A 25,337-nucleotide genomic window follows, 5' to 3' on the forward strand; every position below is an offset into this window, starting at 1 on the left:
TGGCCCTCCCCTGCCCCGTAGCGTCCATGGAAAGTCCTGCTGGGAGGCACAAAGGAGTTTTGACTTTCAGGGGCGTTATGGCTAACAGGCTGTTCAGGCATCGGTTGTGTCATGGGGCTGTACTTAGCGCGGAGGTTCACCGGTGGGAGCAACCGTGACCCAGAACGACGGCTACTTACCCCTCCTGGATCCGGCCGTGCTGGTGAGGCTGCGCGAGGAGCTGGACGACGACGAGGGAGTCTGGAAAGTGTTTGTCCAGAACTTCATCGCGCACCTGCCTGAAAGGACGGAGCGGCTGCGTCAGACCCTCACGACCGGTGACCTTAAGGGGGCCATTGACGCTGTCCTCAGCCTCAAAACCTCCAGCCAGATGGTGGGGGCGGAACGGCTGGCGGGGCTTGCCATGGACCTGGAACAGGATATTCGACGCGATACCCGTGACACCGACCCCGCCGTCGCCCTGCCCCAGCTGGCAGCAGCCCACCTCCGGCGGATCAAGCAGTGCAGCCGGCAGACCACCTATCTCCTGCAGGCTGCCCTCAAACAGAAACCGGACCTCAGCTGATGCGCCGTGGGCCCCTTGATTAACCGCAGGGCGGCCGCACTTTTGACCGGAAGTTTTTGCCCCGTTAAGGTCCCTCCACCTGGCAGTTGACCTTGCCTCCATAGGTTCTGGTTGTGACCAACCACCAGGTGCTTCCCGCTCTGCAGTTTCCCACTGACTCTCTGAACCACAACGTCGGGCCGGGCTCCCGGAAGGCCCGCTTCGCTCTCGTCGGCCACCGCGGGGCCATGGCCCTGGCACCCGAGAACAGCGCGGCGTCGTTCCGGCTGGCCGAGGCAGCCGGTGTTGACGACATCGAACTTGACGTGCGCATCACGGCCGACGGCATCCCGATCGTCCTCCACGATCCAACCCTTGAGCGGCTGGCAGCAGGAAGGGGGAACGCCACGGCGCCTGTCACCGGGCTGACGCTGGCCGAGGTGCATGCGGTTCAGCTGGCGCCAGGGCACGAGGTTCTGACTTTTGCCGAGGTCCTCCGGCTGACCACCGCCACGCTTCAGGTGGAGATTAAGGACCCGTCGGCGGTGCCCGCCCTGGCCGCGCTGCTGGCTCAGGACCCGTCCAACACCCGGCGCATCAAGTTCTCCAGCTTCCTCCCGCAGGCACTGTTCCTCCTCACGCTGCACCTGCCGGGAGTACCCCGCGGCCTCATCGTCAGCAGTTTTCCCGCTACGCGCCGGCAGCAGGAAGAACTCGAGGATGTCCTCATCGTTACCGGTGCCGGGGCACTGTATACGGGGTTCGAGCACCTCACTTCCCTGCACGTGGAACAGCTGCAGGCCGCGGGCCTGGAGGTCCACGTCTGGCCCCTGAGGAGCGGCGAAGACCTGGACCGGGCACTGGAGCTCAACGCCGACGGCGGCACGGCCGATGACCCCGGCCAGGCCCGGGCATGGCTCGAGTCCGCACGGGCGCGGAGGGCAGCAGCCGCGCCGGCCTGACCCGGCCAACAGTCCGCTCCTGCCGCTCAGTTGCCCTTGACGTTGATGAGTTGCCGCAGCTTGTGCCGGACCGTGACGAGGTCTGCGGCGTCCTGCATTACCTGGTCGATTGATTTGTAGGCGGCGGGAATCTCGTCGATGAAGGCCTCGGATGCCCGGAACTCGATGCCCCTCATGGCTTTCTTCAGCTCCTCCAGGGAAAACGTTCTGCGGGCGGCGTTGCGTGAGTATTCCCTGCCTGCCCCGTGCGGCGAGGAGTTCAGGGATGCCGGGTTGCCCCTTCCTTCCACCACGTACGACGCCGTCCCCATGGAGCCGGGAATGAGTCCGGGATCGCCCGGCGCGGCTTTGATGGCCCCCTTCCGCGACACCCAGAGGGACTTGCCGTAGTGCTTCTCCTGCTGGGTGAAGTTGTGGTGGCAGTTGATCCGCTCCCGTTCGTGGACCGGGCCGCCCACCCACTTGCCGAACTGGGTGCTGACGCGGTCCATCATTTCTTCCCGGTTCAGCAAGGCGAAGTGCTGGGCCCAGCGCAGCTCCGCGATGTACCGGTCGAACTGCGGCGTGCCCTCATCGAGGTAGGCAAGGTCCGGGTGCGGCAGCCGGATCTGGTTTTTCCGGGACACATGCTGGGCAACGCCGATATGGTGCTGGGCGATCTTGTTGCCGATGCCGCGCGAGCCTGAGTGCAGGAACAGCCAGACGTCATCGTTTTCGTCGGCGCAGACTTCGATGAAGTGGTTGCCCGAGCCCAGCGACCCCAGCTGCAGCTCCCATTTCGCCACGTACTGGGCAGGGTTGAAGCCTGCCATCGCTGCCTGCTGCTTCAGTTCAGCCACCCGGGGTTCGGCCGTTGGCAGCACCTTTTTATTGTTGTGCCCCGCGGACAGCGGAACCACCCGTTCGATGTCCTCGCGGAGCCGTCTCCGGTCCTTCGGCAGGTCCTTCAGAGAGTACTGGGTCCGCACGGCGATCATTCCACAGCCGATGTCCACGCCCACCGCCGCCGGGATGATGGCGTTCAAAGTGGGAATGACTGAGCCTACGGTGGCGCCCTTGCCCAGGTGGGCATCGGGCATCAGCGCCAAGTGCGGATAGATGAACGGCAGCTCGGCGGTCATCACGGCCTGTTCCCGGGTTTGGGGGTCAAGGATCGAAGCCCAGTTGAGCAGCTTGCTGTTGATGGTCTCCATGCCCGGCCCTTACCCGCATTCGGATGAGGACTAACTTGGGTCCGTCAGGCTTAGATGCTGTAGCGCTCGTCCTCGTGGTCGCCCGGGTGGTCCTTGACCAGGCCTGCGGCCAGCGTGTTGCCGTCCAGCGGGTCGATCACCAGGAACGCGCCGGTGCGGCGGTGGTGCAGGTAGTTCTCCAGCGGGAGCGGTGCGGCGAGCCGGAGCTGAGCGTGGCCGATGTCGTTCAGTTCGAGCGTTGACGCCGGCTCCAGCTTGAACGAGGCCAGGTCCAGCTTGCCGGAGACATTGCGCACCAGGGCCTGCACGGTGTGGGTGCCGTGCTTCACCAGCACCTTCTGCCCCTCACGCAGCGGCTTGGGAGAAAGCCAGCAGAGCGAAGCGTACAGGTCTGCCGAGGCTTCGCGGACGGTGCCGGCGGCGGCGATGGTGTCACCGCGGGCGACGTCGAATTCCTCAGCGAGGCGGATGGCGACGGACTGCGGGGCGGCGGCCTCTTCCAGCGAGGCGCCGGCGAAGTCGATGCCCGCCACGGTGGTGGTGCGGGGGTCCTGGCCGGGAGTCAGCACGGACACCTTGTCCCCCACCTTGACCGAACCTTCGGTGATCTGGCCGGCGTACGCGCGGTAGTCGCGGTAGGCCTCCACGTCCAGGCCGGCGGCAACGGCGTCGGGAGCCAGGGCGCCCTGGGGCCGGATGACCAGCTGAACCGGAAAGCGGAAGCTTTCCAGGTGGCTCTCCAGCTCGTCTGCAGCCGGGAGGGTTTCGAGGACCTCCAGCAGTGCCGGGCCGGTGTACCAGGGGGTCCGCTCGGAGCGGTCCACCACGTTGTCGCCGTCGAGCGCGGACACGGGCACCACCAACAGGTCACTGATGCCGTCAGCACCCAGGCCGAGCTCGCGGCCCACCTGCTGCACATCGGCTTCGATCTCACGGAACACGGATTCGCTGAAGTCCACCAGGTCGATCTTGTTCACCGCCACGATCACGTGCGCCACGCGGAGCAGCTGCAGCACGGACAGGTGCCGGCGGGTTTGCTCCAGGACGCCCTTGCGGGCGTCGATGAGTACGACGACGGCGTCCGCGGTGGACGCGCCGGTTACGGTGTTCTTGGTGTACTGGACGTGCCCGGGGCAGTCGGCCAGGATGAAGCTGCGGCGGTCGGTGGCGAAGTAGCGGTAGGCGACGTCGATGGTGATGCCTTGTTCGCGCTCGGCACGCAGGCCGTCGGTCAGCAGGGCGAGGTCGATGCCGCCCTTCTCGCCGCCGAAGCCGCGGTCTGCGGAGGTGCGGGCAACTGCGTCCAGCGTGTCAGCGAGGATTGCCTTGGAATCGTGAAGGAGGCGGCCCACGAGGGTGGACTTGCCGTCGTCGACAGATCCCGCGGTGGCGAACCGGAAGAGCGTCGTGGGCAGGGCTGTCACCAGCGCGTCGGCGCCGGACAAAACGGTGTCGGTGCTCATTAGAAATACCCGTCCTTTTTGCGGTCTTCCATGGCTGCCTCGGAGATGCGGTCATCTGCACGGGTGGCGCCACGTTCGGTCAGGGTGGAGGCAGCGACTTCAACAACGACGTCGGCAACGGTGTACGCGTCCGACTCAACAGCGCCGGTGCAGGACATGTCCCCCACGGTGCGGTAGCGCACGGTTTTGGTGATGACTTCCTCGGTAGGCAGCGGCTGGGATACCTCACCGACCGCACGCCACATGCCGTCGCGGGCGAAGACCTCGCGCTCGTGGGCGTAGTACAGGCCGGGTAGCTCGATGTTCTCGCGTTCGATGTAGCGCCAGATGTCCAGCTCGGTCCAGTTGCTGATGGGGAACGCGCGCACGTGCTGGCCCACGGTGTGGCGGCCGTTGTACAGGTTCCACAGCTCGGGACGCTGGTTGCGCGGGTCCCACTGGCCGAACTCGTCGCGCAGGCTCAGGATGCGTTCCTTGGCTCGAGCCTTGTCCTCGTCCCGGCGGCCGCCGCCGAAGACGGCGTCGAACTTGTTCTGCTGGATGGCGTCCAGCAGCGGGACGGTCTGCAGCGGGTTGCGGGTACCGTCGGCACGCTCGGCGAGCTCGCCGCGGTCAATGAACTCCTGGACGGAGCCAACGACGAGCTTGAGGCCAAGCCGCTCCACGGTGCGGTCCCGGAAGTCGATGACCTCGGGAAAGTTGTGGCCGGTGTCCACGTGCAGCACGGGGAACGGAACCTTGCCGGGCCAGAATGCCTTCGTGGCCAAGTGCAGCATCACCACAGAGTCCTTGCCGCCGGAGAACAGCAGTGCAGGCTTCTCGAACTCGGCAACAACCTCGCGGATGATGTGGATGGCCTCGGATTCGAGGGTGTCGAGGCTGCTCAACCGGGTCGAGACTCCAGCTTCACTCACCTGGGTGGTCTCCTCGGATAGATAGGTGCTCATACGTGTAGTCCGCATTCTGTCTTGTCGGAGCCTGCCCAACGGCCGGCGCGGGGGTCATCGCCCGGCGCCACCTTCCGCGTGCAGGGCTGGCAGCCAATGGAGGGGTAACCCTGGGAAAGCAGCGGGTTGACGGGCAGGAGGTTATCGTCCGAGTACTGCACCAGCTGCTCGAACGTCCACGCGGCCACCGGGTTGACCTTGACCAGGCCGTTGGCCTCGTCCCAGGTCACCAGCGGGGTGTTGGTGCGGGTGGGGGCTTCGTCGCGGCGGACGCCGGTGAACCACAGCTCGTAGCCGGACAGGGTGCGGCGGAGGGGGGCCACCTTGCGGAGGGCGCAGCACTGGGCGGCGTCGCGGGCGAAGAGGTTTTTGCCCAAAAGCCGGTCCTGCTGTTCCACGGTGGTTTCGGGGAGCACGTCCACCACGTTGACGCGGAGGTTCGCGGCCACCTCGTCGCGCGTGGCGTAGGTTTCCGGGAAGTGGTAGCCGGTCTCCAGGAACAGGACGTCGACGCCGGGCAGCTGGTCCGCGACCAGGGCAGGCAGGACGGCGTCAGCCATGGAGCAGGCCACGGCCACCGCGGGCAGGTCGAAGTTGCGTTCCACCCAGGCGATAACGTCGCGGGCGGGGGCGTCCCAGCCGAGCTCGGCAGCGCCGGCCGCGGCAAGGGCTTTCAGTTCTTCCTTGGAGCGGAGCTTGGGAGCAGCGGTTGCCACCGCGGCGTCGACCTGGGCTGAAGCCTCAGCCGGCGCTACAACAGGGTCGACTCCGAGGGCGTGCTTGCTCACTGGAGTGCCTCCTCGTCTGCGGCGTGTGCCCACTCGGCGAAGGTCTGGCCTTCGGCGCGCTGGGCCACGAAGGTGCGGACGACGCGCTCCACGTAATCGGGCAGGTCGTCCACGTAGACCTTGAGTCCGCGGACGGTGCGTCCCAGCCCTGCTTCCTCACGCTCGTTGGACGCCAGCCCGCCGCCCAGGTGAACCTGGAAACCCGGGGAGGGGTCGCCGTCGGGCGTGGGAAGCATCATGCCCTTGAGGCCGATGTCCGCTGTCTGGATGCGGGCGCAGGAGTTGGGGCAGCCGTTGATGTGCAGCGACAAGGCGTGCGGCAATTTCCCGGAGGCGGCGAGATCGGCCAGGCGGCGTTCCAGTTCGGCGACGGCGGTGGCCGCGGTGTGCTTGGTCTCCACGATGGCGAGCTTGCAGTATTCGATGCCGGTGCAGGCGATGGTGCCGCGGCGGAACACGGACGGGCGGGCGGACAGGCCCAGCGCGTCCAGCTCGGCCACCAGTGGCTCCACCTGCTCCTTCTCGACATCCAGGACAACGAGCTTCTGGTGCGGCGTGGTGCGCAGGCGGTAGGAGCCGCGGGCCTCGAGGGTGTCCGCGAGCTTCACCAGGGCAGCACCGGACAGGCGGCCGGCCAGCGGGGTGGCACCGATAAAGAACTTTCCGTCCTTCTGCTCGTGCACCCCGATGTGGTCTCCCGGGGAGGTGGGCTTGGGCGCTGCCGGTCCGTCGGCCAGCTTGTAGCCCAGGTATTCGTCCTCGAGGATCTGCCGGAACTTTTCCGGACCCCAGTCGGCCATCAGGAACTTCAGGCGCGCCTTGGTGCGCATGCGGCGGTAGCCGTAGTCGCGGAAGATGCTGGTGACGCCTAGCCAGACGTCCGCGGCCTGCTCCGGAGTTACGAACGCGCCGAGGCGCTTGCCCAGCATCGGGTTGGTGGACAGCGCGCCCCCGGCCCAGAGGTCGTAGCCGATGCCGAGTTCGGGGTGCCGGACACCCACCAGGGCGAAGTCGTTGATCTCGTGGACCACGTCCTGGCTGGGGTGGCCGGTAATGGCGGTCTTGTACTTGCGCGGCAGGTTGGACAGCAACGGGTTGCCGATGAACCGCTCCCCCAGCTCCTCGATGAGCGGGGTGGGATCGATGATCTCGTCCTTGGCGATACCGGCCACAGGCGAACCGAGGATAACGCGGGGAACATCGCCGCACGCCTCGGTGGTGGACAGGCCAACGGCTTCCAGGCGGGTCCAGATCTCGGGAATGTCCTCCACCCGGATCCAGTGCAGCTGGATGTTCTGGCGGTCAGTGAGGTCCGCCGAGTCCCGGGCAAAGTCCACGGAGATCTGGCCGATGACCCGCAGTTGCTCGGTGGTGAGGGCGCCGCCGTCGATCCTTACACGGAGCATGAAGTACTTGTCCTCGAGCTCGTGCGGCTCAAGGGTTGCGGTCTTGCCGCCGTCGATCCCGGGCTTGCGCTGGGTGTACAGGCCCCACCAGCGGAACCTGCCGTGCAGGTCCTGGCCGGGGATGGCGTCGAAGCCTTCCTTGGAGTAGATGGTCTCGATACGCTCGCGCACGTTCAGGCCGTCGTCTTCCTGTTTCCAGGTTTCGTTGGCGTTCAGGGGTGTTTTGCCGTCCACTTTCCACTGACCGTGCGGCTTCGCGGCGGGTCGGGACGTGCGGGCCGGGCGCTTGGAGGCGGCGGTGTCCGCGGACGCTCCGGCCAGAGCTGTATCAGTCATGCATCGACTGTAGGTCCCGCCCGAATTGCGTCACAAAGGCCCGGAAACGTTGAGTCACCTAGGGAAATATTTCGTCACGAAACGCCGGACCGCCTTGAAGAAGCCACCCTCCTGTGCATCCGGCACGACTTCGGGGCGGGCTGCGGCGGGCCCGTGGGCCGGGCTTTGGGCGGGTACTGCCGCTGGTGTTTCTGCACCTGTTGTGGCGGAGGTGTGAGCGGCCTTTTCGACGGCGGCGTCGTACCTTGCCAGTGCGATTTCGGCCAGCACCGGAGACGGCAGCAGCGGTTCGGTCACCAGGTCGGCACCGGCCTTGGCCAGCTGGTCGTGGAAGTACCCCGGCGCCAGGAGGTAGGAGGCGATCACCACCCGCCCGCCGACGTCGACGGCTCCGGCGGACTCTCCCGCCCCGGCACCTCCTTCCAGTTCCTCACGAAGCATCGAGACGGCGTCGGGCACGGAAGGCTTCGCGGAGGCACCATAGGCGGCCATTATCCGGTTGGGCCGCAGCTCCTGGAGCTGGCCCAGCAGCTCCTCGACGCTCACCGCCGCCTTGGGGTTGGACGAGCCCGCTGCGGCCAGGACGATCACGTCGCGATCCGTCACCCCGGCCTCGTGCAGCCGCTGGTCCAGCAGGGCAGCGAGCCGCGGATCCGGCCCCAGGGGCGCGGCGGCCACACTTCCGGGACGGCTCTTGACCGCCCTGGCGATGTCAACCTTTACGTGATAGCCAACACTCAGCAGCAACGGCACCACGACGGCGGACTCCCCCTCCGGCAGGCCCGCCACCACGTCCACCAGGTCCGGCTGCTGGACATCCACGTAGGCCTCGCGGACATCCAGCCCGGGACGCAGGGCGGCGATGGCGTCCCGCAGCGCATTGACCTCTGCGGCGCCCTGTGTGCTGGACGTCCCATGGGCGCAGGCGATCATGATGGGGCTGTTCATAGGGGCTAGCGTAACGTTGGAGCCGCCCTGTCCGCCCTCAATGAATTGCCGGGACGCTCCATGACTTTCCCTTTTGACATCGCCCTGGTGTGGCTGGACCTGGCCGGTGTCTTCTTCTTTGCCGTCTCCGGATCATTGCTGGCGGCCCGGAAGCAGTTCGACATTGTGGGCTCCCTCCTGCTGGCCTCCCTCGTGTCCCTTGGCGGCGGCGTTATCCGCGACATCATCCTTGCCGTGATCCCGGCGGCCTTCACCAACCCGGCCTACCTCGTCCCGCCGCTTCTTGCCACGGTCCTGGTGTACTTCCTGTTTTCCAGCGTGGAACGCTTCACGTCCTTGCTGGTCCTGTTCGACGCCGGCGGACTGGCCCTGTTCTCCATTACCGGCACGCTCAAGGCGCTCTCGTTCGGCGTCAACCCCGTTGCTGCCGTGCTCCTGGGTGTGACGACCGCGGTGGGCGGCGGGCTGCTGCGGGACATTACCGCCAACGAGGTGCCGCAGCTGTTCAACTCCCGGGACCTCTATGCCGTGCCGGCCTTCAGCGGCGCGGCCCTGACCACGGTGCTGTGGGTCACGGGGGCCTTTAACGCGGTCACGGCGTGCTTGGTGGCGGGCCTTGTTTTTGCCTTCCGGGTGGTGGGCTGGCGGCGGTCCTGGTACATCCCGCTGGCCGTCAACGGGTGGCACCGCAGCGGTTCCGGAGGCGGCGAATTGCGGGGCGGCGATTAGCTAGGATATTTGCATGACTGACATGTTCCTCGAGAAATTCCGTGCGCTTGTTCCGAAGTATCTCGAAGACGAATGGCAGGAAGAAGACGGGCTGTCCGCCGAGGAGCTGGACAAGGCCCTGGCCGACCACCAATTCCAGATTCCCCTGGTCCTCCGCGAGTTTTACCTGGCCATCGGTGGCTGCGAGGACCTGATGGAGGCCTACCACTACTTCTGGGACCCGGATGAGCTCGAAGTCGACGACGAAGGCTTCCTCATGTTCCTCGAGGATGAGGAAGAGGAGTACACCTGGGGCTTCCGCGTAGGCGACCTCGGCGTCCCGGACCCCATTGTGTACCGCCGCAACAACACCCGCGGCCAGTGGAAGTCCGAAGAGGGCACCTTCTCGGAGTTCGTGTTCGATATGTTCGAGTGGGCCTTCGGGGACGACGAAGACTAAGTCCTGTTGACCACCAGGCGGTCGCCCACCAGGAAATCCACCTCGCCTAAGACTTTGACACCGGAAGTAACAAGCTGCTTGCGCTTTGTGACAAACCTGTCATAGACTGTTCACGGATCCGCTAAACGCCTCCGGCGGGTCTGATGCGAACGGAGAGACAGCCCCGGTTCACAGCAACGTATGACTCGTACCGTTGCTGCGGACCGGGGCTGTCCCGTTTAAAGGACAGTGCAGGAACGTCAGCGGCCGCCAAAAGCAGAAGCCCGGCGCCACCAGGGGGCCGGGCCTCGACACACAACACAAAAGGGCTAGCTCGCGCGGTCCACCACAGCCACCGCAAAGTTGGACAGCGATTCCTTGACCACGCCTTCCGGCAGCGGGGCAAGCGCAGCAATGGCCTCATTTGCCCATTCGCGCGCAACCACCCAGGACTCAGCAGTAACCGGGTGCTCGCGCAAACCCGCAACAGCCTCGGCCAGGGCTTCATCGGAGGTCAGGTCCCCGTCAATGAGCTTGAGAAGCCCGATGGCGCTCTGGTCACCATCGGCAGCGGCCTTGCGCAGGAGCAGCACCGGCAGCGTGGGAACACCTTCGCGCAGGTCCGTGCCCGGTGACTTGCCCGACTTGACCTTGATGCCCGTGACGTCGATGACGTCGTCGGCGAGCTGGAAGGCAACGCCTACCTTCTCGCCGTACTCCACCAGAACGTCTTCGTATGCCTCGTCGGCACCGGAGAAGATGGCGCCGAACTGTCCGGACGCCGCAACCAGGGAGCCCGTCTTGTCCGCAATCACCGACAGGTAATGCTCCACCGGATCCTCGTCGGGCCGCGGTCCCACCGTCTCGTGCAGCTGGCCCAGGCACAGCCGCTCGAAGGTCCGGGCCTGGATGCCGAGCGCGCGGCCGCCCAGCTCGGACACCAGGATGGAGGCGCGGGCGAAAATCAGGTCACCGGTGAGGACAGCCACTGAGTTGCCCCACACCTCGTGGGCGGTGGGCGCACCGCGGCGCAACGGCGCCGAGTCCATCACGTCGTCGTGATACAGGGTGGCGAGGTGCGTCAGTTCAACCACGACGGCGGCCTGCACCACTGCGGGCAGCGACGCGTCACCGAGATGGGCGCAGAGGAGCGTCAGCAGCGGCCGGATGCGCTTGCCGCCGGCTTCCACGAGGTGGCGGGACGTGGCGTCCGCGAGCGGATCGGAGTTGGCAATGGCTTCGCGGAGCTTCTTCTCAACCCGGGCCAGGTTGGTGGTGATGGCGGGTCCCAGCTCGGCGTCACCGGCGATGGCGGCGAACCCCGCGGGCAGCTGCAGGCCGGTGGCGATGGCGGTGGTGTTGAGGCTGGGTTCGGAGTCCGTCAGGCCGTGTCCGGCATGCGTCCAGCTGTGGTTCGCGGGGTTGGTCACGGGTTAACCCTAACTTTTTGTTGCGGATACCGCTGATTGGAGACTGCCGGGGTGGGCAATGTATTCGTTGTGGCCGGAACCAGCGATTCCAGGACCCGGATCACCCGGTCCTCGAAGCCCTTGGCAGCGGGGTCTGTGAGGTTGGCCAGGAGCCGGACCACGAACCGCATCAGCACCGGGATGGGCATGCCGGTGCGCAGCGCGAGCTTCATGACCGCCGGCTTGCCGATCAGCGCGGCGAACGCCCGCCCCAGCGTAAAGTGCGACCCCCACTGGTCCCGCACATAGTCCGCGTACCGCGAGAGGTGGGCGTCGGCGTTGTACGTTCCGCCAGCAGTCAGGCTTCGGGAGGAGGCGTCGATGATGAACCCGGCGGCGAAGCGCGCTGACTCCATGGCGTAGGAAATGCCTTCGCCGTTGAATGGCGAAACCATGCCGCCGGCGTCACCCAAAAGGAGCAGGCCGGCAGAGTAATGCGGGGTGCGGTTGAAGCCCATGGGCAGCGCGGCACCGCGGATCTCACCCACCTGGTTCTCGGGCGTGAAGCCCCAATCGGCGGGCATCCCGGCAGTCCATTCGCGCAGGACCTGCTTGTAGTCGAGCTTGCCGAATTCCTTGGAGGAGTTCAGGATGCCGAGACCGACGTTGGAGGTGCCGTCGCCTACTCCGAACACCCAACCGTAGCCGGGCAGCAGCTTGCCGTCACGGCCGGGGAGCTCAAGCCAGCCTTCCATCCAGTCATCGTCCTGACGCGGCGAGGTGAAGTAAGTACGGACGGCCACGCCGAGGGGGCGGTCGTCGCGCTTCTGGATGCCGAGCGACACGGCTGTGCGGGTGGAGTTCCCGTCGGCGGCGAGTACGACGTCGGCACTGAACTTCCGCGTTTCCCCCGTCTTGCGTCCTGCCTCGTCGAGGACTGCGGCGCGGACGCCGGTGACCCGGCCGTCGTCGTCCCGGAGGGCTTCTGTCACGCTGTGCCGCTCGAGGATGGTGGCACCGGCGGCCTGGGCATGGCGGGCCAGTTCCTCGTCAAAGCCCAGCCGAGTGCGGATCAGGCCGTACTCCGGGAAGTCGGACACCTCGGGCCAGGGCAGTTCGATGGTGCGGCCGCCGGCAATGAGGCGCAGGCCTTTGTTGCGGCGCCAGCCGTCTTCCTCCGGGTGGGGCAGTCCAAGCTTTTGGATTTCGCGGACGGCGCGCGGCGTAAGTCCGTCGCCGCAGACTTTCTCGCGCGGAAAGCTGGTCTTTTCCAGAACCGTGACGTCGATGCCCGCCCTGGTGAGGTAGTACGCGGCGGTGGAACCGGCCGGTCCCGCACCGACTATCAGTACCCTCACGGGTCAGCGGATGTTGCGGCGCAGCTTGGCCACGGGGCCCTTGTGCGCAGCGATGGCGGCAGCAGATCCGCCGGGGGTGCCGGCTGTAGCCTCGGGGGCCTTGAGCGCACGGTGGACTGCAACGATCCCGCCCGTGAGGTTGCGGTAGGTAACCTTTTCCCAACCCGTCTCCTCCAGCCAGGCGGCCAGGTGGTCCTGGTCCGGCCAGGCGCGAATGGACTCGGCGAGGTAGACGTAGGCGTCCGGGTTGGAAGCCACCTTGACGGCGATGGCCGGCAGTGCGCGCATGAGGTATTCGGTGTACATGGTGCGCCACAGCGGAACCACGGGCTGCGAAAACTCGGCAATGACCAGGCGGCCGCCGGGCTTGGTGACGCGGAGCATCTCCTGCAGGGCCTTCTTGGGTTCGTTCACGTTCCGCAGGCCAAAGGAGATGGTGGTGGCGTCAAAGGTGTTGTCGGCGAACGGCAGATTGGTGGCGTCCCCGGCCACGAAGTTGATGTCCGGGCGGCGGCGCTTGCCGACCTTGAGCATTCCGAGCGAGAAGTCGCAGGCCACTACATCGATGCCTGCATCCGCGTAGGGCTCGCTGGAGGTGCCCGTTCCTGCGGCGAGATCCAGGACGAGTTGACCCTTGGTGGCTTCCATGGCTTCCACCACTACCTTGCGCCAGCGGCGGGTCTGCCCCAGGGACAGGACGTCGTTGACGACGTCGTATTTGGGGGCGACGTCGTCAAACATCGTGGCTACTTCGTCCGGACGCTTTTCCAAGGATGCTCGGTTCACCCAGACATTGTCTCAAATGTTCCGGAGCGTCCGGACCAAGGCCTTGATGCGGACGTCCGGGTCAGTAGCGGAAGGCTGCGCCCCGCGGAGCTTGTGGGCCACCCCGGCCTGGATGGCGGCACGCTGCTGCCGTTTACTGAGGGGTAGTGTTGATCCATCATGACCAGCACGTTCCGCTCCTTGACAGTCCCCCTTGACGGCCAAAAATTCCCCGGGGGCCTGCCGTCGTTTCTGGTGCGGGATGACGTCCTGTGTTGGACGCGCCGCGAGGCCGGCCTGGTGGGCTTCGGCGAGATCACCCGTTTCACCGCCACCGGCCCTGACCGCTTTCTTGAGGCCGACATCTGGTGGCGCCACCTGGTGCTCGAAGCCGACATCTCGGATGCCGTGGATCTGCCGGGCACCGGTCCCGTGGCCTTCGGCTCCTTCGCTTTCTCCAAGACTTCCGCGCATGAATCCCGGCTGATCGTGCCTGAGGTAGTGGTGGGTGTACGGGACGGACAGGTCTGGCTCACCCAGTTAACGCTCGACGACGGCCCCCTCACAGAGGACAGTGCCCTCGCCGCGCTGGACCGCTGGCTAATCAGCAATGCACCAGGCGCTGGAATCACGACGGCGGCGGCGGACTCCGGCGGGGACGGCACCTCCGGCGCGGCTACCGCCCGGGCGGGCGGCGCCGTCGTACGTCCCCTGCCTCTTGCCGCCGGCGCAACCCTGCATACGGGGTCGCTGAGTGAGGAAGACTGGATGGCCGCCGTGGAAGCGGGTGTGGCCGAGATCCGGACCGGCGCGCTGGAGAAACTGGTGCTCGCCCGCGACGTCGTGGCTACCGTTCCCTCCGGTGTGAACGCCGCTCAGGTGCTGCGGGAGCTCGCCGGGCGGTACCGCGAATGCTGGACGTACGGGGTGGACGGCCTGGTGGGGGCCACGCCGGAGATGTTGATCCAGGTGGAGGGGCGCACTGCCCAGGCACGCGTGCTGGCCGGAACCCTTGACCGGCGTGATGCCCACGGCGAGGACGGCCTTCCCATGGATTACGCCACGCGGGTGCTGGCGGGGTCGGAAAAGCAGCGGCACGAACACGAGATCGCGATCCAGTCGCTCACCTCCCAGCTGGCGCCGTTCTCCGAGGCGATGAACGCCCATGACGAACCGTTCATCCTTGAGCTGCCCAACGTCTGGCACCTGGCCTCGGATGTGAAAGCGGAACTCACGGAGGTGGAAGGGCATGTGCCCACCTGCCTGGCCTTGATCAACGCCCTGCATCCCACGGCGGCCGTGTGCGGAACGCCCACTCAGGTGGCCGGGGCCCTGATCCGCAAGCTGGAGCACCTGGACCGCGGACCGTACGCCGGACCGGTGGGGTGGCTGGATGCTGCAGGTAACGGAGAATGGGGCATCGCCCTGCGGGGGGCTGTCATCGAGTCGCACGACACGGTGCGCCTCTATGCCGGCTGCGGGATCGTGGACGGATCACAGCCGGAAGCCGAACTGGCGGAAACCTGGGCGAAGTTCCGGCCCATGCTGGAGTCGCTCGGAATCAGCAGCTAGGCCGGAAAGTCCGGGATCCGGAACATCACCCCTTCACCTAGGCTTGAAACAACGGTAACTTGGTTATCCAATAGTAAATCTAAGTTTCCTGTGATGCACATCTCGTAATCGGCGCTACACTATGAACCGATTTAGTACCGCATACTCCTGCAACAAAAGGTAAGAAACATGCAGCTCAAGTCCCTGGCCACGGCCAAGATCACCGCCAAGGCAGCAGCACTGTTCGCCGTCGGCGCCCTCTCCCTCACGGCCTGCGGCGGCGGGGGCTCCACTCCGGCAGCCTCCGAAGGCGGCATCCAGCTCATCAACGCCGGCAAGCTCACCGTGTGCTCCGACATTCCCTACGAGCCGTTTGAATTCGAAAAGGACGGCCAGACGGTCGGTTTCGACGTTGACATCGCCAAGGAGCTCGCCAAGGACTTCGGTGCTGAACTGAGCATCGTGGACAGCTCCTTCGAGGCCATCGAGACCGGCACCGCACTGACCCAGTGCGACCTCGGCATCTCCTCCATCTCCATCACGGACACCCGCAAGTCCGTCATGGACTTCTCCACCCCGTATCTGGATGACGACCTCGCCCTGGTAGCCAGCGAGGACTCCGGCATCACCAACCTTGACGGCGCCAAGGGCAAGAAGGTGGGCGTCCAGCAGGCCACCACCGGCGCCGACTACGCCCAGGAACAGGGCATCGACGCCCAGCAGTTCGAGGACTCCGGCCTCCTGGTACAGGCCCTGGAAGCCGGCACCATCGACGCCGCCCTGGGCAACCAGTCCGTCCTCGGCTACGCCATCAAGGACCAGCCCAAGTTCAAGAGCGTTGAGGAGTTCGCCACCGGCGAGCAGCTGGGCATCTCCATCAAGAAGGGCAACACCGCCATGGCGGAAAAGGTCAACGGCACGCTCAAGCGCCTGACCGACGACGGCTCCCTCGAGAAGTTCAAGACCACCTGGTTCGGCGAAACCGCCAAGTAGCCAAAGACCGCAAAGTAGTGGCCATGCAGGCCTGAGGCTCCCCCGCCCAGGTCTGTGCACGGCTTAGAGAACTACGCAGCCGGGGCCCCGGACGAGCTGTACCGCAGTGAGTCCGGGGCCTCTGCCACGCACAACGAATGTGAGTAACTTATGGCAATGACCGCACGTCAACGAGCCAGAGTAAGCCTGTATGTCCAGGCCGGGATCTTTGTTGTGGCCATCGCCGCGCTGGTCCTGGCCACCGACTGGGAAACCATCGGCAACAGCGTCTTCAACTTCGCCAAGATCGGCCCCATGTTCCCGGGCATCTTCATGACCGGCCTGACGAACACCCTGATCTACACCTTCCTCGGCTTCATTGTGGGTCTCTCCGGCGGTCTCCTGCTGGCCCTGATGAAGCTTTCCAGCTTCCCGCTGTACCGCTGGATCGCCACCGGGTACATCGAGTTCTTCCGCGGCATTCCCGCGCTGCTGGTCTTCATCGCCTTCGGCTACGGCGTTCCGCTGGCGTTCGGCGTCTCCTGGAACATCACCGTGATCGTGATGGTTTCGCTCGGCATGGTGGCCTCGGCCTACATCGCCGAAACCCTCCGCGCAGGCCTGCAGGCAGTACCGAAGGGCCAGTTGGAGGCCGCGCGCTCCCTTGGCATGCCGCAGTGGCGGGCCATGGTCACCATCGTCATCCCGCAGGCGTTCAAGATCGTCCTGCCGCCGCTGACCAACGAGGTCATCCTGCTCACCAAGGACTCATCGCTGATCTACGTCCTGGGCCTCACCGCATCCCAGTACGAGCTGACCAAGTTTGGCCGCGACGGCATCTCCAGCCTCGGCGCGGGCCTTACTCCACTCCTGGTGGCCGGCGCCTTCTACCTGGTGATCACCATCCCCCTGAGCTTCCTGGCCCGGAAGTTCGAAAGCCGCACCGCGCGGAACAATCGATAGGCAGGGAAGACAATGAACGACGTCGTACATTCCTCCGCCGGCAGCACCGGCACCATCCACGCTGCCGGCGTGGAAATCAAGGACCTGCGCAAGTCCTACGGATCCAACGAGGTCCTGAAGGGCATCAACCTGGCCGTGGCGCCGGGTGAAGTGGTGTGCCTGATCGGGCCGTCGGGTTCCGGCAAGTCCACCCTGCTGCGGTGCGTGAACCTGCTGGAGCAGCCCAACCAGGGCAGCATCCACGTGGGCGGCTTTGAGGCCACCGATCCCGACGTGGACATCGACAGGATGCGCCGCAAGGTGGGCATGGTGTTCCAGCAGTTCAACCTGTTCCCGCACCTGGACGCCAAGCGCAACTGCTCCATCGCCCAAACGAAGGTTCTCAAGCGCTCTCAGGCCGAGGCGGACAAGGTGTCCATGCACAACCTGGAGCGCGTGGGACTCGGACACCTCGCGGACCGTTTCCCGGACCAGCTCTCCGGCGGCCAGCAGCAGCGCGTGGCCATCGCCCGCGCGCTGAGCATGGACCCTGAGCTGATGCTCTTCGACGAACCAACCTCTGCACTGGACCCTGAGACGGTAGGCGATGTCCTCTCCGTCATGCGGAACCTCGCCCAGGAGGGCATGACCATGCTGGTGGTGACCCACGAGATGGGCTTCGCCCGCGAAGTTGCCGACCGTGTGGTGTTTATGGACGGCGGCGTTGTGGTGGAGGAAGGCGTGGCCGAGCAGGTCATTTCCGCCCCCACCCAGCCTCGCACCAAGGAGTTCCTCCGCCGCGTGCTCGATCCCACACACATCGACATCGAGGAATAAGCGCTCCGCCTCTTTAGGACCGTCTGGCGAATTCCCCGGCGCTGTGGTTATCCATGGCGGCGGGGAATTTTTGCGTCCCCGCGCTTTTGCGTCGCAGCTGGGCCTTTGCGCGCTGACGCCCGCGTAATTCGTGCGGCGGCGGGGCGCCCCACTGCCGGCCGGTTTTCGTTTCGGCGGGGTCCTTTACTTCTGTGGCTGGTGCATTCGACAATGGTCCCTCTACAGCCTCCACTGGCTCAGCAGCGCGCTGCCAACCCACACAGCAGGCCCCGGCCGGCAACCACAGGAGCGCTGACATGAGAGAGTCGACAACCACAACCCAGGCCACCCCGGCAGTATCGGCGCGTGCCGCCCGGCTGGCATCCATCCCCTCTTTCCAGCGGGTCGATGCTTTCTTCACGGCGGCCAAGTTGCGCCGGCACGGCCAGCCGGACATTTCTGATTTCACCTTCGGCAACCCGCACCAGATGCCGCCCGACCGCTACGTCAATACGCTGCGGGATGCCCTTACTCCGCAGCATGACCAATGGTTCGCGTACCAGAGCAATGGAGAGGAGGCCCGGGAGGCTGCTGCAGAATCCCTTCAGCGGCTGCTGGACGTACCGTTTCGGCCGGAGGATATCTACCTCACCACCGGCGGCTTCGCGGCCATCGCGCTGGCCCTGAAGACCGTGGGCGATCCGGGTGACGAAGTCATTTACAGCCTGCCGCCATGGTTCCTGTACGAGCCGCTGATCCTCGAAGCCGGACTGGTCCCCGTGAAGGTGAAGGTGGACATCTCCACGTTCGATCTGGATCTGGCCGCAATCGAAGCTGCCATTACCGAGCGCACCCGGGTAGTGATCGTCAACTCGCCCAACAATCCCACCGGACGGATTTATCCTCCGGACCTGCTGCTCCGGCTGGCGGACCTGCTGGAGGCGGCTTCCGCCCGGATCGGCCGGCGGATCTACCTGGTCTCGGACGAGGCCTATAACCGGATCGTGTATGACGGCCTGCGCTTCCATAGTCCCGTGGAGTTCTACGCCCACACGCTTCTGGCATACTCCTATGGCAAAACGCACCTCTCCCCCGGCCAGCGGGTGGGTTACCTGGCCCTGCCGCCCACACTGCCGGACCGGGACGCGATGCGGCCCGCCATCACCGGCCTGCAGGTGGCTATGGGCTGGGTGTACCCCAATGCCCTGCTCCAGCACGCGCTTCCCGAACTGGAGAAGTTCTCCATCGACGTGGGGCAGTTACAACGGCGCCGGGACCGTCTCGTAGATGCCCTGGGCGGTATGGGCTACCGTCTTCGGCCGCCGGAAGGCTCGTTCTACCTTTACGTCACCACCCCCATCCCGGATGACGAGGCCTTCACCGAGTCGCTCGTCCGCCAAAATGTGTTTGTTTTTCCGGGCGTGCTTTTCGAGACGCCGGGCTTCTTCCGTATTTCCCTGACTGCCAACGAGGACATGATCGAACGCAGCCTGCCTGCCTTCGAAGCGGTGATGAAGGAGAGCATGAACGGCCGCGAAGGATGAACCGGCGCACCTGCTCGTAACCGGGGCTACCCGGCCAGGACTCCCCCGACCGCTGCAGCAACGGCATCCTTGATCCGCCCATGCAGGTCGCGCAGCCCGTGCCGGTCCGTGCGGACTTCCACGATGCTGCGGCCCGCGATGGGTTGGCTCAGCGCTTCGGCGAGTGCCGCCGTCGTACTTACTGAGCAGTGCCCGACGCCGTACGCTGCGGCAAGGGCCGCGAGGTCCACTGCGTGCGGGGTGCCGAAAAGCCGTTCGACAGTATCTCCATAGTCCCCGGCTTCCCGCACCGCACCATGTTCCAGCAGGTCAAAGATGGCCCCGCCGGCGTCGTTGAGTACCACGATCCGCAAGTCCGGCAGTTCCTCTCCGGAATTGAGGAGCAGCCCTCCGGCATCATGGAGGAAGGTGACATCGCCCAGCAGGACTGTGGTTTCCTGCCTGCCGCCGAGCGCAATGCCGGTGGCCGTGGAGATGGTGCCGTCGATTCCGGCGAGGCCGCGGTTGGCGTAAATGGTGGCGGCAGGTTCGGGGGCGGGCAGGCCTGCAAGATCGACATCGCGGATGCCGTTGGAGGAGCCCAGCAGCAGCTGGCCGCTGGCATGTTTCCACACCAGCGATCCGACGCCCGGGCCGGTGGCGGCTGCGTCCTCGGCCAGGATCCGGTCCAGTGCGTGCTGGGCGGCTGAACCGGCGAGCAGCCACGTGTCCAGCCAGGCTGACGGGCCGCGGCCGGCGAAGTCGGCCAGGTCCGCGAGGTTTTCCAGGGGCAGTTCGGTGCGCCGGCCGGGTTCGTACCACGCCACGGGCACCGGCTGGTAGAGCGCGGATGGGACCTCTGCGCGGGCAAGCAGGGCTGCAACAGGGCGGGACAGCGTGGGGCGGCCGAACAAGATAACCCGCTCGATCGGCGTTGCTGACTCGGGCCCGAAATGCTCCAGCAGCAGCCGGTACGGCCCCACGGCGTTGGGCCCGAAGCGGGCGTTGGAGGAGGGCTCGGCCAGCAGCGGCAGGCCGTGGGCGCGGGCGAAGGCCTCGGCCACCGGGCCGGCGTCGTGTCCGGCCAGGACGACGGTGCGCCGTTCGGGCAGGTCCGGCGATGCGGGGGGCAGGTTCATCACGAGGGGCTCGGTGGCCACCCGGTATCGGGGGCGGTCAGCGGGCTCCGGCAGCTTCTCTTCCGGTGCGGGGACCAGCGGATCACGGAAGGCCAGGTTGAGCTGGACGGGTCCGGGGGGAAGATCGGGGAACGCGCCGGTGGCCGCGGACAGGCCGGTCCGAATGCCGCGTTCAGGGTCTGTTCCTGCCGGAATGTCGACGGCGAAGCGCACCTGCTCGCCGAAGATATCAGGCTGGATGGTGGTCTGGTTGGCCCCGGTGCCGCGCAGCTCGTCGGGCCGGTCAGCGGACAGGACGATCAGCGGAACGGCTGCGTGGTTGGCCTCCATCACTGCCGGCAGCAGGTTCCCAACGGCGGTCCCGGAGGTAGTCAGCACCGCGGCCGGCGAACCGGTGGAGAGAGCCAGCCCCAGGGCGGTGAAGCCGGCGGAGCGCTCGTCAATGCGGACCAGCAACTCGAGGTGTCCCAGTGCGGACGCTTCAGCCAGCGCATATGCCATGGGCGCGGACCGGGAACCGGGGGATACCACCACGTGCTGCACACCGCCGTCGACCAGTACCCCGACGGCGATCCGTGCCGCGGCGAGCGCGCTCAGCGGCGGCCCGGCATCGGGAAAACCTGCGCGGGAAGAGGGAATCCCGGAAGAGTCCGGGGAAGCGTCGGGGGCGGAGTCGTTGGACGAAGTCACCAAACCAGTCTGCCACCCCCAACGCTCTCTCACCTCCTGCACCAAAACGGGAAACGCTCTCTCACCACCTGCACCAAAACGGGAAACGCTCTCTCACCACACGCCCGCATTGGGCCATGTGGTGAGAGAGCGTTTCGTTAAAACGTGCGGAAGGTGAGAGAGCGTTTGTCCGCGGGCAGGAGTTAGGCGCGGAACACCTGGATCACGGACGGGCGTGCCGCGCGCGCCTGGCCGGGGGCGGGGGTCGATCCTGCCGGAACGTAGTCCGGGAAGAAGGAGACCTGCTTCTCAAACGTGCCGTCCTCGCCCGGGTGCTGCACGGCGACGAACACCGTGCGCTCGTCGTCGTGGATGATGGGGCCGCAGGTTTCGGCGTCGCGGGGGACGGCGAGGAACTGCTCCACCTTGCCGCGTTCGGCGCCGTCCAGGGTGACCTTGAACAGGCCGTCGGCGCGGCCGATACCGGAGGGGGCACCGTCCGTGGAGATCCAAAGGTTGCCCACCGAGTCAAAGGCGAGGTTGTCGGGGCAGGAGATGGGCGAGACCTTGTCCACGGGGAAGCCGGAGAAGTAGGTGACGTCGCCCTGCGCCGGATCGCCGCAGACCATCAGCAGGTTCCAAGTGAACTTGGTGGAGGTTTGGCCGCCGGTTTCGGTGATTTCCACGATGTGGCCGTCGCGGTTCTGGTTGCGGGGGTTCACTTCTGTGGCGCCTTCGTTTGTGCCCGTGCCGCGGTTGGAGTTGTTCGTGCAGGCCACGTACACCTTGCCGGTGAAGAGGCTCGGCTCCACGTCCTCGCAGCGGTCCATCTTCGTGGGGCCCACCTTGTCCGCAGCCAGCCGGGTGTACACCAGAACTTCTTCCACCGACATGCCGGGCACCGCTGACCTGCCGTCCACCACCAGCGGCAGCCACTCGCCGGTGCCGTCAAAGGCGCCGTCCGAGGGCACAGCCCCGGTGCCGGTGATTTCCGTTGCCGGCGAGTTGCCGGTGAACTTGGCTACGTAGAGGCTGCCCGCGGACAGGAGAGTCATGTTGTGCTTGCGGTTGCCCTCAATGTACTTGTCCTTTGAAACAAACTTGTACAGGTAGTCGAACCGCTCATCGTCACCCGAGTAGGCAACGACGTGTCCGGACTCGGCGATGATGACGTTCGCGCCCTCGTGCTTGAAGCGGCCCAGCATGGAGTGCTTCTTAGGCATGGAGGTGGGGTCGAACGGGTCGACTTCGACAATCCAGCCGAAGCGGTTGGCTTCGTTTTCGTAACCGGCCTTACGGGTATCCCAGCGCGGCTCGTCCAGTTCCCAGCTGCGTGCGGTGGGCTTGTTGGTGATGCCGTACCGCTTGTCACCTGCTGAGGTGCCGTTGCCAACGAAATAGCCCTGGAAGTTTTCCTCGCCGGAGAGGATGGTGCCCCACGGGGTGGTGCCGCCGGCGCAGTTGCCCAGGGTGCCCTTGATGAAGCGGCCTGAAGGGTCTTCCACTGTCTTGACCAGGGAGGAGCCGGCGGCCGGACCCGTCAGTTCATACTCCGTGTTGTTCAGGAACCGGCGGTTCCGTTCCGCGCCTTTGACGTAGCTCCACGGCTTGTTCTTGTTCTGCCGCTCGAGCTCCACCACGCTGAGGCCGTGTGCGGCCGCCCCCACAGCGCGCATCTGATCCGCGGGCATGGTGGCCGGGAACATGATGTTCTCGTTGGTGTACTCGTGGTTGGCGAACAGCACCGCGCGGCGGCCCTTGCTGCCCGGGATCTCCAGGATGTCCGTGTAGTCGTTGTTGTAGCCGAACTGCTTCTCCTGGGCGGCTGCTGTCTGGTTGTGCAGGTCAAACTCCGGCGCGTCGTTGAAGATCGGGTCGCCCCAGCGGATGACCGGCCGCCAGGTGAAACCTTCCGGAACGGTGACGGCGTCCACGGAGGCGTCAATCGAAGGGATCGCGGTGAACTGCAGCTTGGACTTGCCGAAGCCTTCCTTGGCGGCCTTGGACAGGCCCGCGGCGTTGGCGGAATCGGGTGAAGTGACGGCGCTGCCCAGTACGACGGCGAGCGCACCGGCGGCCCCGAACCCCAGTGCGGCGCGGCGGGACATGGTGGCGGAGGCGATGTCGCGGAAGTAGCTGTTGGAGCTGGTGTTGCAGACGTCGCCGGCGCACGCGTTGTCACACTTCAGCGCGCAGGTGACGGCGCTGCGCTTGCCCTTCGTGTGGCCGAGCATCGGCAGCAGGGTGAACTTGCGGGCAGTCGTTTCAGACATGGGTGCCTTCCAAAAATTTGATGCGGTTCGCCCACCCTGTCAGGCGGTTTCTACGCGCAGTAGTCCCCGAGGTGAAGTTCCGGTTAACCGCGCGTGACCTGCGGGAACGCGCGAGAGGGTCGCGGAAAAGGGCGCATTAAGTGATAGAGCGTCAGGAGAATTCGTGCGGAAAGTGAGAGAGCGTCAGGCCGGAAGGAGGGCGTGGACGCGGCGGAGCCGGGCCAGCCACCAGTCCCGGCGCGCAGGTGTTGCGGCATACTGCTCCAGCAGCCCGGCGTCGGCGGCGACGTCGCGGAGGCGGATGGCGCCGTCGTCGGCCACCAGCGGATCCGAGGTAATGTCCGATTCGAACAGGGACACGGTACCCAGCCCGCACGCGTACGGCAGTTCCGGCAGCGCCGCGGCCAGGGCCAAGCCCGCACGGATCCCCACCGAGGTGTCCAGCGCTGAACTGACGACGGCGGGAAGTCCGGCCTGGGCCACAAGGTCCAGCGCGCGCCGCACTCCCCCGAGCGGCGCCACCTTAACCACGATGAGATCGGCGGCACCTGCACGGGCCACGCGCAGGGGGTCGCTTTCCTTGCGGACGCTTTCATCAGCCGCGATCAGCACGGGCGTTCCGGCAGTCCGCAGCCGGGACCGCACCTCCGCCAGCCCGTCAATGGTTGGAACCGGCTGCTCCGCGTACTCAAGGCCGACGCCGGCCAGCCGGGTGAGTGCCTCGACGGCGGCGGGAACATCCCAGCCGCCGTTGGCATCCACCCTGATGGCGGCATCAGGCAGGGCGGAACGGACGGCGGTGAGCCGGGCGGCGTCGTCGTCGAGCGTCTGGCCCTGCTCGGCAACCTTGACCTTCACCGCGTCCACCCGGCCGAAGCGGGCAAGGACCTCGGGCACCCGCCCGGCAGCAACAGCTGGAACGGTGGCGTTGACGGGGATTACGCCACGCAACGGAGCAGGAAAACCCTGCCACGCTGCCTCAACAGCAGAAGCCAGCCACCGGGACGCTTCGGCATCGCCGTACTCCGGGAAGGGGCAGAACTCCCCCCAGCCCGCCGGGCCCTGCAGGAGCAGTGACTCCCGCTCCATGATGCCGCGGAACTTTACCCGCATGGGCAGGTTCACCACGTGCGCGCCGGCCAGCAGTTCCTCGAGATCGGGCACTGGCGCGGTAGGCATGGACCCACTGTACAAGCGGTGACAGAGATACCTTGGCGGGGCGCCCCGCGGTCAGGGAGCATGCAGCAGGATCCCAGCTTTTTGTGACAACCTTGAAGTGATGGCTTTTCAACGGCAGGCACAGACCAGGACCCCAGCACGCCCCGCTCCCGGGTCGGGCTTCCTGTTTGTGCTTGCCACCCTGGCGTGCGTCGCCGGGCTGATGGCCACCTATTACTACTTCGTCCAGACCACCACGGGCCAGTTCATTGACGAGTCCGCGCTCGTGGAAGCCGTCGATATCCACGGGCCGGCAGGCAAGGCGAGCACCAGGTTCCTGGACCTGCTGCCCACCATCTCTCTGGTGATGGCCGCCGTCGTGGTGCTGTTTGTCACGGTGATCCGGAAGCGGTGGACCGAAGCCGGCATCGCGGTGGCAGCGTGTATCGCCGCGAACATCGCCACGCAGGTCCTCAAGGATGTGCTGCCGGCCAGGCCTGACAAAGGCGTGGTGACACTGGAGTTGAATTCGCTGCCGTCCGGGCACACGACGCTGGCGGCATCGGCGGCGGCTGCCGTGTTCCTGATGGCTTCCCCGCGCTGGCGCCCGATGGCCGGGTTCGTGGGCGGAACGTTCGCCATCGCCTCCGGGGTGTCCACGCTGATCAATCAGTGGCACCGCCCCGCCGACGTGGTGGCCGCGTTCCTGCTGGTAGGCGCCTTTATGGTTCCTGCGGGCTGGCTCATTATCCGCCGCGGAGTCTGGAACGTGTGGGACGGCTTTGGCGCGCATGTGGGCTCGGCGCGGATCTGGCTGACGCTGCCGGTGCTGATCGGGCTGGCCTCGGCTGCGGTGGCAATGTTCTCGCTGGCCCGGATTGCACCCACCCCTTGGCAGGAAGTGAGCACCACCAACTATTTTTGGGCCGGGATCTCGCTCATTGTTATCGCCGGGTACCTGGCCACGGTAGCCACCACCGCCCTGTTCGCGTACGCCGCACGACGCCGGGACTCGCCTCGGCGCTGAC

The 25,337-nt window shown here is 66.1% G+C and carries 22 protein-coding genes; 10 read left to right on the forward strand and 12 right to left on the reverse strand.

The window, feature by feature from the left end:
• Positions 1-154: 154 nt before the first annotated feature.
• Together AC5RT4_RS06285 and AC5RT4_RS06290 are read left to right on the forward strand one after the other, a co-directional pair.
• Positions 155-565, forward strand: coding sequence for an Hpt domain-containing protein (locus tag AC5RT4_RS06285; protein ID WP_494041699.1), 411 nt, complete (start codon positions 155-157; stop codon positions 563-565).
• 113 nt (positions 566-678) lie between these two features.
• Positions 679-1,506: a glycerophosphodiester phosphodiesterase gene (locus tag AC5RT4_RS06290; protein WP_494105185.1), complete on the forward strand. Its 828-nt coding sequence runs from the start codon at positions 679-681 to the stop codon at positions 1,504-1,506.
• Between the two features lie 26 nt (positions 1,507-1,532).
• Here AC5RT4_RS06290 and AC5RT4_RS06295 read toward each other — a convergent pair whose 3' ends face one another.
• From AC5RT4_RS06295 to AC5RT4_RS06320, 6 genes are read right to left on the reverse strand one after another with little or no spacing between them, the layout of a single operon-like run.
• Positions 1,533-2,699: an RtcB family protein gene (locus AC5RT4_RS06295; RefSeq protein ID WP_494041697.1), complete on the reverse strand. Its 1,167-nt coding sequence runs from the start codon at positions 2,697-2,699 to the stop codon at positions 1,533-1,535.
• A gap of 50 nt (positions 2,700-2,749) precedes the next feature.
• Positions 2,750-4,162, reverse strand: coding sequence for a sulfate adenylyltransferase subunit 1 (locus tag AC5RT4_RS06300; RefSeq protein WP_494105186.1), 1,413 nt, complete (start codon positions 4,160-4,162; stop codon positions 2,750-2,752).
• Positions 4,162-5,109, reverse strand: coding sequence for a sulfate adenylyltransferase subunit CysD (cysD, locus tag AC5RT4_RS06305; protein WP_494041695.1), 948 nt, complete (start codon positions 5,107-5,109; stop codon positions 4,162-4,164). The genes AC5RT4_RS06300 and cysD overlap by 1 nt, the downstream gene beginning before the upstream one ends.
• Positions 5,106-5,897 carry a phosphoadenylyl-sulfate reductase gene (locus AC5RT4_RS06310; protein ID WP_494041694.1) on the reverse strand — a complete coding sequence of 264 codons (792 nt, stop codon included), beginning with the start codon at positions 5,895-5,897 and terminating at the stop codon, positions 5,106-5,108. Before AC5RT4_RS06310 ends, cysD begins: the two co-directional genes overlap by 4 nt.
• Positions 5,894-7,639: a nitrite/sulfite reductase gene (locus AC5RT4_RS06315; RefSeq protein ID WP_494105187.1), complete on the reverse strand. Its 1,746-nt coding sequence runs from the start codon at positions 7,637-7,639 to the stop codon at positions 5,894-5,896. Before AC5RT4_RS06315 ends, AC5RT4_RS06310 begins: the two co-directional genes overlap by 4 nt.
• A 54-nt stretch (positions 7,640-7,693) precedes the next feature.
• The gene (locus tag AC5RT4_RS06320) at positions 7,694-8,587 is read right to left on the reverse strand and encodes a sirohydrochlorin chelatase (RefSeq protein WP_494041692.1); all 894 of its coding nucleotides are present in this window, start codon (positions 8,585-8,587) and stop codon (positions 7,694-7,696) included.
• A 60-nt stretch (positions 8,588-8,647) separates the two neighbouring features.
• Here AC5RT4_RS06320 and AC5RT4_RS06325 point away from each other — a divergent pair, with 60 nt between their 5' ends.
• Entirely contained in the window at positions 8,648-9,316 is a 669-nt protein-coding gene (locus tag AC5RT4_RS06325; protein WP_494041691.1) for a trimeric intracellular cation channel family protein, read from the forward strand.
• 13 nt (positions 9,317-9,329) lie between these two features.
• Positions 9,330-9,755 (forward strand): hypothetical protein, encoded by a 426-nt coding sequence (locus AC5RT4_RS06330; RefSeq protein WP_494105188.1) that lies wholly within the window; start codon positions 9,330-9,332, stop codon positions 9,753-9,755.
• Between the two features lie 308 nt (positions 9,756-10,063).
• On the opposite strand, the gene AC5RT4_RS06335 is transcribed toward AC5RT4_RS06330, so the two are convergent.
• From AC5RT4_RS06335 to AC5RT4_RS06345, 3 genes are read right to left on the reverse strand one after another with little or no spacing between them, the layout of a single operon-like run.
• Positions 10,064-11,164 (reverse strand): polyprenyl synthetase family protein, encoded by a 1,101-nt coding sequence (locus tag AC5RT4_RS06335; protein ID WP_494041689.1) that lies wholly within the window; start codon positions 11,162-11,164, stop codon positions 10,064-10,066.
• The gene (locus AC5RT4_RS06340; protein WP_494105189.1) at positions 11,161-12,501 is read right to left on the reverse strand and encodes a geranylgeranyl reductase family protein; all 1,341 of its coding nucleotides are present in this window, start codon (positions 12,499-12,501) and stop codon (positions 11,161-11,163) included. Before AC5RT4_RS06340 ends, AC5RT4_RS06335 begins: the two co-directional genes overlap by 4 nt.
• Positions 12,502-12,504: 3 nt before the next feature.
• Complete coding sequence (locus tag AC5RT4_RS06345) at positions 12,505-13,287, reverse strand: demethylmenaquinone methyltransferase (RefSeq protein ID WP_494105190.1); 783 nt, start codon at positions 13,285-13,287, stop codon at positions 12,505-12,507.
• Positions 13,288-13,446: 159 nt separating this feature from the next.
• Here AC5RT4_RS06345 and AC5RT4_RS06350 point away from each other — a divergent pair, with 159 nt between their 5' ends.
• The 5 genes from AC5RT4_RS06350 to AC5RT4_RS06370 all read left to right on the forward strand — a co-directional run bounded on the left by AC5RT4_RS06350 (position 13,447) and on the right by AC5RT4_RS06370 (position 19,091).
• Positions 13,447-14,838, forward strand: coding sequence for an isochorismate synthase (locus AC5RT4_RS06350; RefSeq protein WP_494105191.1), 1,392 nt, complete (start codon positions 13,447-13,449; stop codon positions 14,836-14,838).
• A 168-nt stretch (positions 14,839-15,006) separates the two neighbouring features.
• Complete coding sequence (locus tag AC5RT4_RS06355) at positions 15,007-15,810, forward strand: ABC transporter substrate-binding protein (protein ID WP_494105192.1); 804 nt, start codon at positions 15,007-15,009, stop codon at positions 15,808-15,810.
• A gap of 150 nt (positions 15,811-15,960) precedes the next feature.
• A complete protein-coding gene (locus AC5RT4_RS06360; RefSeq protein ID WP_494041684.1) occupies positions 15,961-16,752 on the forward strand; it encodes an amino acid ABC transporter permease in 792 nt (263 codons plus the stop codon).
• Positions 16,753-16,764: 12 nt separating this feature from the next.
• The gene (locus tag AC5RT4_RS06365; RefSeq protein WP_494041683.1) at positions 16,765-17,568 is read left to right on the forward strand and encodes an amino acid ABC transporter ATP-binding protein; all 804 of its coding nucleotides are present in this window, start codon (positions 16,765-16,767) and stop codon (positions 17,566-17,568) included.
• Between the two features lie 296 nt (positions 17,569-17,864).
• Positions 17,865-19,091 (forward strand): aminotransferase class I/II-fold pyridoxal phosphate-dependent enzyme, encoded by a 1,227-nt coding sequence (locus AC5RT4_RS06370; RefSeq protein WP_494105193.1) that lies wholly within the window; start codon positions 17,865-17,867, stop codon positions 19,089-19,091.
• Positions 19,092-19,117: 26 nt separating this feature from the next.
• Here the strand turns inward: AC5RT4_RS06370 and menD are convergent, their stop codons facing one another.
• The 3 genes from menD to AC5RT4_RS06385 form a co-directional block, all read right to left on the reverse strand.
• Entirely contained in the window at positions 19,118-20,899 is a 1,782-nt protein-coding gene (gene menD / locus AC5RT4_RS06375) for a 2-succinyl-5-enolpyruvyl-6-hydroxy-3-cyclohexene-1-carboxylic-acid synthase (protein WP_494105194.1), read from the reverse strand.
• 182 nt (positions 20,900-21,081) lie between these two features.
• On the reverse strand, positions 21,082-23,151 hold the full coding sequence (locus AC5RT4_RS06380) for a PhoX family protein (protein ID WP_494105195.1): 2,070 nt from the start codon (positions 23,149-23,151) through the stop codon (positions 21,082-21,084).
• A gap of 183 nt (positions 23,152-23,334) precedes the next feature.
• Positions 23,335-24,330, reverse strand: coding sequence for an o-succinylbenzoate synthase (locus tag AC5RT4_RS06385; protein ID WP_494105196.1), 996 nt, complete (start codon positions 24,328-24,330; stop codon positions 23,335-23,337).
• A 100-nt stretch (positions 24,331-24,430) separates the two neighbouring features.
• Here AC5RT4_RS06385 and AC5RT4_RS06390 point away from each other — a divergent pair, with 100 nt between their 5' ends.
• The gene (locus AC5RT4_RS06390) at positions 24,431-25,336 is read left to right on the forward strand and encodes a phosphatase PAP2 family protein (protein ID WP_494105197.1); all 906 of its coding nucleotides are present in this window, start codon (positions 24,431-24,433) and stop codon (positions 25,334-25,336) included.
• Position 25,337 lies beyond the last annotated feature (1 nt).

It is taken from the genome of Arthrobacter sp. sptzw42 (genome assembly GCF_059089685.1).